Origin of the sequence: Archangium sp. (genome assembly GCF_036389735.1) — a bacterium.
In the GTDB taxonomy this organism is placed as follows: Bacteria; Myxococcota; Myxococcia; order Myxococcales; family Myxococcaceae; genus Archangium.
The window spans coordinates 1-8,682 of the sequence record NZ_DASVWK010000216.1; the positions used below are offsets into that span (position 1 = coordinate 1).

Genomic DNA, 8,682 nt, shown 5'->3' on the forward strand with positions numbered 1-8,682 from the left:
CGCGCGTCCGGGGCTCGCCCTGGCGCTGGCGGGCCGTCGTGGGCCTGGGGCTCGCGCTGGGCCTGGCCCTCGCGCTCACCCACCGCCCGCCGCCCGGTGGCGCGCCCGAGGTGACGCCCCCGGTGGCCTCCGCGCTTCCCACGCCCGGGGTTCGGCCCGCCCCCAGCCAGGAAGTGGCGCCCGAGCGCGAGCCGCTCGAAGGTGGCGGCGGCGCGGCGCCGAGCACGGCCCCCACCCCCGCGCCCGTCGCCCGTGCGACGCCTCCCCAGGACATGCGCGTGAAGAGTCCCCCCAAGCCCCCTTCCCCGCAGCCGCGGCCCCCGCTGAAAGAGGCCGGTACGCTGAGCGCGCTCGTCGTCACCTGCACGCTGGCCTCCGGCTGCCCCGGCCCCGCCACCACCTCCCAGGTGCGGCCCACGCCCCTGCCGGCCGCTCCCTGTCCGGAAGGCTCCCAGCAGGCCATGAAGGAGTTGGGTCTCGTGGAGGGGAAGAGATCGGCCATCTACTTCCCCGGCTTCAAAGACGTCAGACAGGACGTCCCCGTGCGATCAGGTCCTGGCGTCACGCTGCTTCTTCGAACGGACGAATGGGGGAAGTTGGCGAAGGGCACCACCTTCTCCGGAGAGCTCTTCGTCGGGCGGGAGCGTGTATACGGCCGCTTCACCCAGGCCCACACGCCGCAGGGAATCACCTACCCCGTGTGCCTGGAGCTCTACGACACCACCCGGGACGACGAGTGGGGTGTGCGCCGGGAGCCGGGCTACGCCGAGGATACCGCCCATATCTCAGCCGGCCCGGGACTCGAGCCCGTCAGGAAGTTCCAGCCCGTGGGGGAGGGCGAGTAGCGCACTGGCGGCGGGCGCGGAGAGGCGAGGGGAAGCGGGACTCGACGTGGGAGGTCTCTGCTACCCTGGGCCACTCCGGAGGTCCTGCCGCCCATGTCCGCGCCCCTCGCCGCCCTGCCCCTGCTCTTCGCGCTCCTCGCTTCCACACCCGCCCCCGCGCAGCCCGCCACCGAGGAGTGGGACCCGGGCGGCGGGCGGCACGTGGAGCTCACGGCGGATGACGCCGGGCAGGTGCCCCCGATCGCCATCGGCCCCAACCGCGCCACCACGTTCGTGTTCCACACCCCGCTTCTGCCCGGCGGCGTGGTGGTGGAGGGGCGGGAATTCTTCCTGTCCGTGACGGTGGACGAGGCGGCCGGCGTGGTCAACGTGCTGCCCTCGGGGGCGCTGTCGCCGGGGCGGGAGTTGATGCTGACGGCCCGCTTCGCGGACGGCGCGGTGCCCGAGTGGGCCCGGCTGCGGCTGGTGGTGAGCGCCACCCGGGCCGAGCGGCAGGTGGAGGTGTACCGCCAGCCGCGCTCGGCCGAGTCCTACCGGCAGGCGGAGCGGCGGGAGCGCGAGCGCGCCGAGCGGTGCGAGGCACGACTGGCCCAGGTGGAGGCACAGGGGCCGTACGCCGGGGGCCTCACGGGCCTGTTCGACGCCGGCCTGCTCGGCAACGGCAAGGGCCTCGCGGTCAAGAACCTCGCCCAGGACTTCACCCAGCGCCCCGGGGAAACCCTCCACGTGCAACAGGTTTGGAGCTACCGCGCCAAGAAGGACAACACGGTAGCGGTGGAGTTGAAGGTGGAGAACACGGGCCAGGAATCCTGGACGGCACGAGGGGTGGAAGGGACGGAGCTGGTGAGCCCGGAGAGCGGCGAGCGGCTGCGGATCCTCCGGGTGCGGCAGACCGGACCGCTACTCCCGGGAGATGAGGGCCGGCTCGTGGTGGAGGCACAGGCCCTTGAGGGTCACTCCACGGGCCTCTTCGTCCTGAAGCTGGAAGAGGCGGACGGGCAACGCACCCTCACCGTGCGCAAGGTGACCTTCCCGTAGGTGGCACCTCCGCCGGAGGTGAGGAGCGTCTCGCCCGCTGGACGGTCAAGTCAGACCTCCTCCGCACACTGGTCCGCGGCAAAGGAGGCCCCATGCATTCCCGGCTCGCGGTCACCGCGCGTGCGCTGTTGCTGTGCCTCACGGTTCTCGGAGCAGCCCAGCTCGCGTGTGTCGGCGGTCATATCCCGCCGTCCATGTTCCAATTCGAGGAACTCGTGCCCCATACCGGTCCAGAGAAAGAAGGGGGATGGAAGTTCGCTCAAGTGCTTATCTTGTTGGGTAAGATTTCCCCCCAATTCTCCTCGACTGCTGTCTGTGAGATTGAGGTGGGCGTTCCAGAAAGAAACTGGAAGGGGTTGGTAACAGATGAATTCGCACAAGTGGAGGCCGCCCAGGCGGCGGACAAGGCCGCACGCATTGTCCTGCGGGAACATCAGCCGACCGCCCTTGCCTGTAATCAGTTCAGGGAATGCATGCAGAGCATCCTGACGAACCCGGTGACCGGCTCCATCCCTGGCGCCCAAGTTACAGCCTTCCGGAGAGTCGGAATCCACAGGAAGACGTTTCCATGAGTGCGAAAGCCCATTCCCACCTCCGCGAAATTAGAAAGGCCAAGCGACCAATCTACCGGGCTCCATCGAGGAACTCCCACGCATGAATCCGGAACTGACGGCCGACGCGCTCGCCCGACTCGTTCGCCGCTACTACCCGGCGGGGCTTCTCATTGATGAGCCTCAATACAAGGAGTCAGAGGAGTCTCAGCGCCTTGGAATGCTGCTCCACGCCAACGAAGGGGGTTCCCCCGTCTGGAAGGAGCTTATTCAACGTCTACGCGAGAAGTTCCCTGATTGCTCTCTCTGGGACATGACGGTGCCTTTACTCGACCCCTGCTACAAGTGCCGCGTATCTCAGCCAGGATTCGTGCAGGGAGCATCCCGGTACGACAGCGTTGTGTGTTTGGTGAGTCAGCTTGCCCCGGTATACGCCCTCTACGCTTCCCACATGGAGGAGAAGGGCCCCGGCCTCCCACGGGACCACTGGCTGCGCTTCCCACCGTTACCCCCCGAGTTCCAGGCCCACGAGACCCGGCTCGCCGCGCTCATCGAGTCCACCTTCGGCTTCACCCGCCTGCCCAACGACGTCCTCTTCACCCCCGTGCCGGACCTCGTGCCGCAGACAGCTACCTTCGGGCTCGGCAAGGCGCAGCTCATCGACTGCCTCTTCACCCCCTACCGCTGGTAAGCCGCCGAAGGACGGGGCGCCCCGCGTCCCTCACTCGCGACTCCACGGGCCCGAGAGGCCCACGGCGGAGAGGAAGGCGGAGACGTGCTGCCGCACGGCCTTGGGCAGCTCACCCGTGGCGTCCCAGCCGAGCAGGGCCTCGCGCATGCGCGCGAAGAACGGGAAGGAGGACGTGCCCAGCGCGATGTCCGGCATGAAGCGGGATGCACACAGGTGCTCCAGGTCCATCACCGCGAGGTCCACCGTACACAGGAGGTAGGGGTGCAGGGGCCGTGCTCCCAGACGGCGCCGCACGTCCTCGAGCAGGGACGGACGGACGAGCGCGACGAGGAGCCGGAGGCAGTCCGCGAGCGCTCGGTAGAAGGTCAGGCAATCCGCCAGCGTCGGCGAGAGGCGGCTGTCGCTGGGGAGCAGCGGCCCGGCGACGAGCGGCGAGCCCTCGGCCGGCAGCCCTCGCTTCTTGAGCGCCGCATCCAGCTCCTCCTGCCACGGCACCGGACACACGGAGGCAGGGGCGTGCGCGAGGAGCCAGTCCTCGTCATAGCGGACCTCGCGCTCCGCGACGACCAGCTCCACCTCGAAGGCGGCTTCGACGGCGGCCCGTGCCCGCAGGTTGAAGTGGGACGGGAGTGACCTCGCGAGGGCATCCGCCTCGGCGAGGTTGCCCGGCAACGCACGGCGGGCGAGCGGGGCCACGGCCCCGTGCAGGTACTGCTCGAGCTCGCGCCAGGTCTTCCATTCCTCCGGGTACAGCCTCCGGACGCGGCGCAGCACCTTCCAGGCGCCGACCAGGGTGGCGTGAAGGTGGGGAAGCTCCGCGATGGCGTAGACGCGGGGGACCCGCTCGAGCTTCATGGCATGTCGAATGTAAAGAGTCATTGCAGGCACCCACCCGGCTGAAAAGCCCCACCCCCAACCTCTGGAGTCATTCACTCCCGCCCCATCCGTGCCGTAACCTTCCTCCACCTTCGCGCCATTGCCAAGCCCGGGTTTGCCAACGGCCCGCCCGCGCCGCGAAGCCAGAGGAGTGTCTTCATGTCTGAGCAGGATGTGAGCAGGCGCCCTTCCACGAAGAGGAGAGCGTCCATGCTCTTTTCCCAGGGAGGTACGGAGTACACACGGCTCCAGAAGCTGGGGGAGGGCCCGCGGGAGGAGAAGCTGTACCTCTGCCGGCCACGCACCGGGGAGACGGAGGGCGCGCTGGTGGAGGTCGCGGTGCTCGACCGGCAGGCCCGGTGGAAGAGCCACCAGCGCTTCAAGGAGGCGGCGCGGCTGGGCGCCCTGTTGTCACACCCCTCCATCCCCCGCGTCCATGGCCAATACAAACACCGGGGCACCCGCTACCTCGTCACCGACTACGTGTCTGGCATCAGCATGAACATGGCCAGCAACTATGCCTGCATGCGCGACCGGCGCTTGTCGGAGGACCTCGCCCTCTACGTGGGCTCCGCGGTGGCTGGCGCGTTGTCCTATCTGCATGGCCTCACGGACGCGACGGGACACTCACTGGGCCTCATCCACCGCGACATCAATCCCTATACCGTCATCCTCAGACACGACGGCGCGGTGATGCTGGCGAACTTCACGTCGGCGTTCTCGCGCCTGCCCGGGCGCGAGCCCACCACCACGGGCGTGGTGCGCGGGGAGCTCGACTTCGCCGCCCCGGAGCGCCTGGGTCGCGTGCTGGAGGTGGGCGTGGAGGCCCGCTCGGACCTGTTCTCGTTGGGCCTGGTGCTGCTGGAGCTGCTCACCGGGGAGCACCTCTACTTCACGGACGAGGTGGAGCGGGCCGCCGCGCGACTGCCGAAGGACCACCCGGGCAGCGAGGGCTGCGAGGAGTGGCTGTCCGAGTCGGGCGGCTGGGCGTCCGTGGAGGAGATGGCCCGGCGGGCCGCGGCCTTCCGTCCCGAGCACGTCGAGCACTTGACGCGGGACGTGTCGGGGCCCGTGCGGTTCGTCCTCCACCAACTGCTGCGCCGCCACCCCGCGGAACGCCCCGCCACCGCCGCCGCGCTGAAAGCCGACCTGGACGCGTGCCGCATGGCACGGGGCAAACCCTACGGTGCGCGGGAAGCACTCGAGGAGTTATTGGAGGCGAGGAGCGACGCGGAGAAGAGTGGGTCGGATCTCCTCGCCTCCGACGAAGCCGAGCGGAGGGCGGGTGAACCGCACTCGCTGGCGACGCATTAGCCCGAGCCTCACCCCGCCGAGCGCACGAGCTTGGGCTGGAGGCTCTCCAGCAGGGCCTCCATGAGCCGCTCCATCTCCTCCCGCGGGACGCCCTGGGCGAAGTAGACGGCTTGACCACTTCTACTCAAGTAGAAGTGAAACCGGCTGCCCGCTGACCCTCCCAGGAAGGGAGCGCGCCAGGGATGGATGCGGGGCGCTCGCCCGTTTGAGCAGCACAAGCAGGGGGAAGCAGGTGGCGAGGACTGAAGCAGAGGGATTGGGACCCGAGGTGATTCGCGCGCTGCGTGGAAACCTCAGCCGCGCGGCCTTCGCCCGCCAGGTCGGGGTGACGCCCCTCACGGTGTACCGCTGGGAGCTCCCGGAGGCCGCTCCGCAAGCCCGGCGGCCGAGAGGCCGGGTGATGCAGGCGCTGCGTCAACTCGCCGACGGCGGGCAGCCTCTCCCCTCCCCCTCCCAGGCCCGGACGGCCCCGGGGATGCTCCGGCAGGAGGTGTCCCCTCAGGAGCGCGCCCGGCTGGCTCCCTGCCTTCTGCTCCTCCAGCGGGCCGACTGGCGGGCCGCCGAGGATCTCCTGGTGGCGCTGCTGGCCTCGGGGGAACTGCGTTCCACGGGGGCGCGCGCCGCGGCCGCGGTGGCGCTGGCCTACGTGTACCGCTGGGGCTTCGAGGACGTGCGGCGCGCCTTCACGCTGTTGCTGCCGCACCTGGCCGAGGCCGACGCGGGCCTGCTGCCCGAGAGCGTCGAGGCGCACGTCCACACCATGGCCGCCATCCTCTTCGCCTCGCCGGACGGCCGCATTTTCGATGGGGGCAAGGTGAACGTCCACGTGGCGCGCGCCGAGGCGCTGCTGCGCCCCACCCTCCCCACCTACGCGGAGCTGCGCTGCCAGCTGCGCCAGGCGGTGATGGCCGCGGCCTTCTACCTGGGCTCCCCCGAGCTCATCGCCCGCCAGCATGGGCGGCTGGAGGAGTCGCTCACCGGAGTGACGGACCCCACGGTGCGGCTGATCGCCTCGACCGCGCTCGCGCACGAGGCGGCCATCCGGGGCGAGGCCTCGCTGGCCACCCGGCGCTTCCGGGAGCTGGCCCAGGCGTGCGCGCACGCGGGCTATGCCTTCCTGGAGGCGCGCAACCTCGGCTTCCTCGCGCAGCGCCGGCTGGACGAGGCGTGCGAGCCCGAGGAGGCACTCGCCCTGGTGCGCCGCGCCCGGGAGGTGGCCTGGAGCGGGCGGATGGCGCGCGGCTTCTCCTTCATCTTCGCCGCGCGCGCGGAGGCGGACGCCCTGCTGCGACTGGCCCGCTTCGCCGAGGCCGAGGCGGTGTTGGATCAGGCCGACGCGGTGGTGGAGGAGCTGAGCTGGACGCCCCAGCACCTGGCGGTGCAGCGCGCCCGCTTCCTGTACCTCACCGGCCGCACCACGGACATGCGCCAGCTCGCGGCCCGGCTCTTGGGCTACACGGGCACCATCCAACAGCACCTCACCCATGCCTATGGGGGTTGGGTGGAGGCGCTGGCGGACTGGGCCGAGGGCAACCCGCGGCGGGCCGCCGAGGGCTTCGCCACCGCCCATGCCCTCACCCAGAAGGTGGGCGGCTGGCCCTACCTGCGGCGCGACTGCCTCATCGCCGAGGTGGGCGCGCGCGCCGCCGCCCACCAACTCCCCGAGGCCCGTGCCGCGCTGCGCCGCTCCCGCGCCCTGCTGGAGCAGCTGCCCTCGGCCTGGAGCACCGCGCTGCTCCACCGCCACGAGGGCGTGCTGCTCGCGTACGAGGGCCGCCCGCGCGAGGCCCGTGAGAAGCTGGAGGCCTCGCTGGCCACCTTCGCCCTCGCGGGAGACCTGCCCGAGACGGCCATCACCCGCCGCACGCTCGCCCTGGTGATGCGTGCCAGCGGCGAGCCCGGCGCCGAGGCCCGGCTGCTCCAGAGCGAGGAGGAGCTGCACCGTCACGGCATCTCCCCCCCCTTGGCCTCGAACTTCGGCCCGGAGCTCCTCCAGGGGCAGCCGCACGAGGTGCCTTCTGCGGACGGCGCGCCACGGCTGGGCGCCGAGTCGCTGCTGGTGCCCTTCGAGCGGCTCGCCGTGCGCGGCATGGGCGCGAACCTCATCCAGCGCGAGCTGCTGGCGGTGCTCGAGGGGCTCTTCCCCGGCCGCTCGCCCCGCGTGGAGGAGCTGGACTCGCGGGGCCATGCCACGCCCCTGCTGGGAGCGCACGAGGTGCCCGCCAGTGAGTGGGTGGAGCTCAGTGACGGGTGTGGCCGCCGGCTGCGCGTGGGCGTGGCGGGGCCGCTGCCGGCGGACGGGCGGGCGCTGCTCACCGCGCTGGCGCGCCTGTCCGGCCTGGCCCTGGAGGTGGCGGTGCTGCGCGGCTTCGCCCAGGCGGAGGCGCCCCCGCGCGAGCAGCCCGAGGGCGAGCCCAACGTGCCCGGCTTCATCGCCGCCTCGCCGTCCATGCGGCGGCTGAAGGTGGAGCTGGCGAGGCTGAGCGCCTCGCGGGCCACCGTCATCGTCACCGGGGAGTCCGGCAGCGGCAAGGAGGTGGTGGCGCGCGCGCTGCACCGGCTGTCCTCGCGCGCCGAGCGCCCCTATGTGGCCTTCAACTGCGCCGCGGTGCCGCGCGAGCTCTTCGAGGGCCAGCTCTTCGGCTACCGGCGCGGCGCCTATACCGGCGCGGCCACGGACCACCCGGGCGTCCTCCGCGCGGCGCAGGGGGGCACGCTCTTCCTGGACGAGATTGGCGAGCTGCCGCTCGAGGTACAGCCCAAGCTGCTGCGCTTCCTGGAGAATGGAGAAATCTTCCCCCTGGGCGAGACGCGGCCGCTGCAGGTGGACGTACGCGTCATCGCCGCCACGCACCGCGACCTGGGGCAATTGGTGCGCGAGGGCCGCTTCCGCGAGGACCTCTACTACCGCCTCCAGGTGGTGCCGGTGCGGGTGCCCCCGCTGCGCGAGCGGCGCGAGGACGTGTTCGCCCTGGCGCGCCACTTCATCAACCAGCTCACCCCCGAGGGGCAGGAGCCTCCGCGGCTCGGACGGGACGCGCTGGCGGCCCTGGCCTCGCACCCGTGGCCGGGCAACGTGCGCGAGCTGCGCAACGTCATCGAGCGCTCGCTCGCCTTCGGTCCACTGCCGGCGGTGCTGGGGGCGGATCGGCTGCGCATCTCGGGGTGAGCCGGCGAAAAGAACACCGCGGGCCAGGACAGGGGGCGAACCCGACCCGCGGTGCATGGCTACGACTACACCCGCGAAAAAGATGCGCCCGTGGGCCGAGGTGGGGGGTCCCCCGACCCACGAGGCGCTTCGGACGCCGAAGCATCCGAATCCAAAATCGTTGTCGACAGGACACATAGCATCCGCCGTGCCAACGCC

6 protein-coding genes and 1 pseudogene are annotated in these 8,682 nt (G+C 71.1%); 6 read left to right on the plus strand and 1 reads right to left on the minus strand.

Annotation, left to right across the window (positions count from 1 at the left end; genetic code table 11):
- From VF794_RS08040 to VF794_RS08055, 4 genes and pseudogenes are all read left to right on the plus strand, one after another.
- Window positions 1-845: pseudogene (locus tag VF794_RS08040) on the plus strand (hypothetical protein); the annotation flags it as partial.
- A 93-nt stretch (window positions 846-938) separates the two neighbouring features.
- Window positions 939-1,883, plus strand: coding sequence for a DUF2381 family protein (locus VF794_RS08045; protein WP_331108596.1), 945 nt, complete (start codon window positions 939-941; stop codon window positions 1,881-1,883).
- Window positions 1,884-1,975: 92 nt separating this feature from the next.
- Complete coding sequence (locus VF794_RS08050; protein ID WP_331108597.1) at window positions 1,976-2,455, plus strand: hypothetical protein; 480 nt, start codon at window positions 1,976-1,978, stop codon at window positions 2,453-2,455.
- A gap of 388 nt (window positions 2,456-2,843) precedes the next feature.
- On the plus strand, window positions 2,844-3,125 hold the full coding sequence (locus tag VF794_RS08055; RefSeq protein ID WP_331108598.1) for a hypothetical protein: 282 nt from the start codon (window positions 2,844-2,846) through the stop codon (window positions 3,123-3,125).
- 30 nt (window positions 3,126-3,155) lie between these two features.
- On the opposite strand, the gene VF794_RS08060 is transcribed toward VF794_RS08055, so the two are convergent.
- Window positions 3,156-3,980, minus strand: a complete 825-nt coding sequence (locus VF794_RS08060; RefSeq protein ID WP_331108599.1) for a hypothetical protein — start codon at window positions 3,978-3,980, stop codon at window positions 3,156-3,158.
- Window positions 3,981-4,211: 231 nt separating this feature from the next.
- On the opposite strand from VF794_RS08060, the gene VF794_RS08065 reads away from it, so the two are divergent.
- Both VF794_RS08065 and VF794_RS08070 read left to right on the plus strand, forming a co-directional pair.
- Window positions 4,212-5,315 (plus strand): protein kinase domain-containing protein, encoded by a 1,104-nt coding sequence (locus tag VF794_RS08065; protein WP_331108600.1) that lies wholly within the window; start codon window positions 4,212-4,214, stop codon window positions 5,313-5,315.
- Window positions 5,316-5,583: 268 nt separating this feature from the next.
- Entirely contained in the window at window positions 5,584-8,484 is a 2,901-nt protein-coding gene (locus VF794_RS08070; protein ID WP_331108601.1) for a sigma-54 dependent transcriptional regulator, read from the plus strand.
- Window positions 8,485-8,682 lie beyond the last annotated feature (198 nt).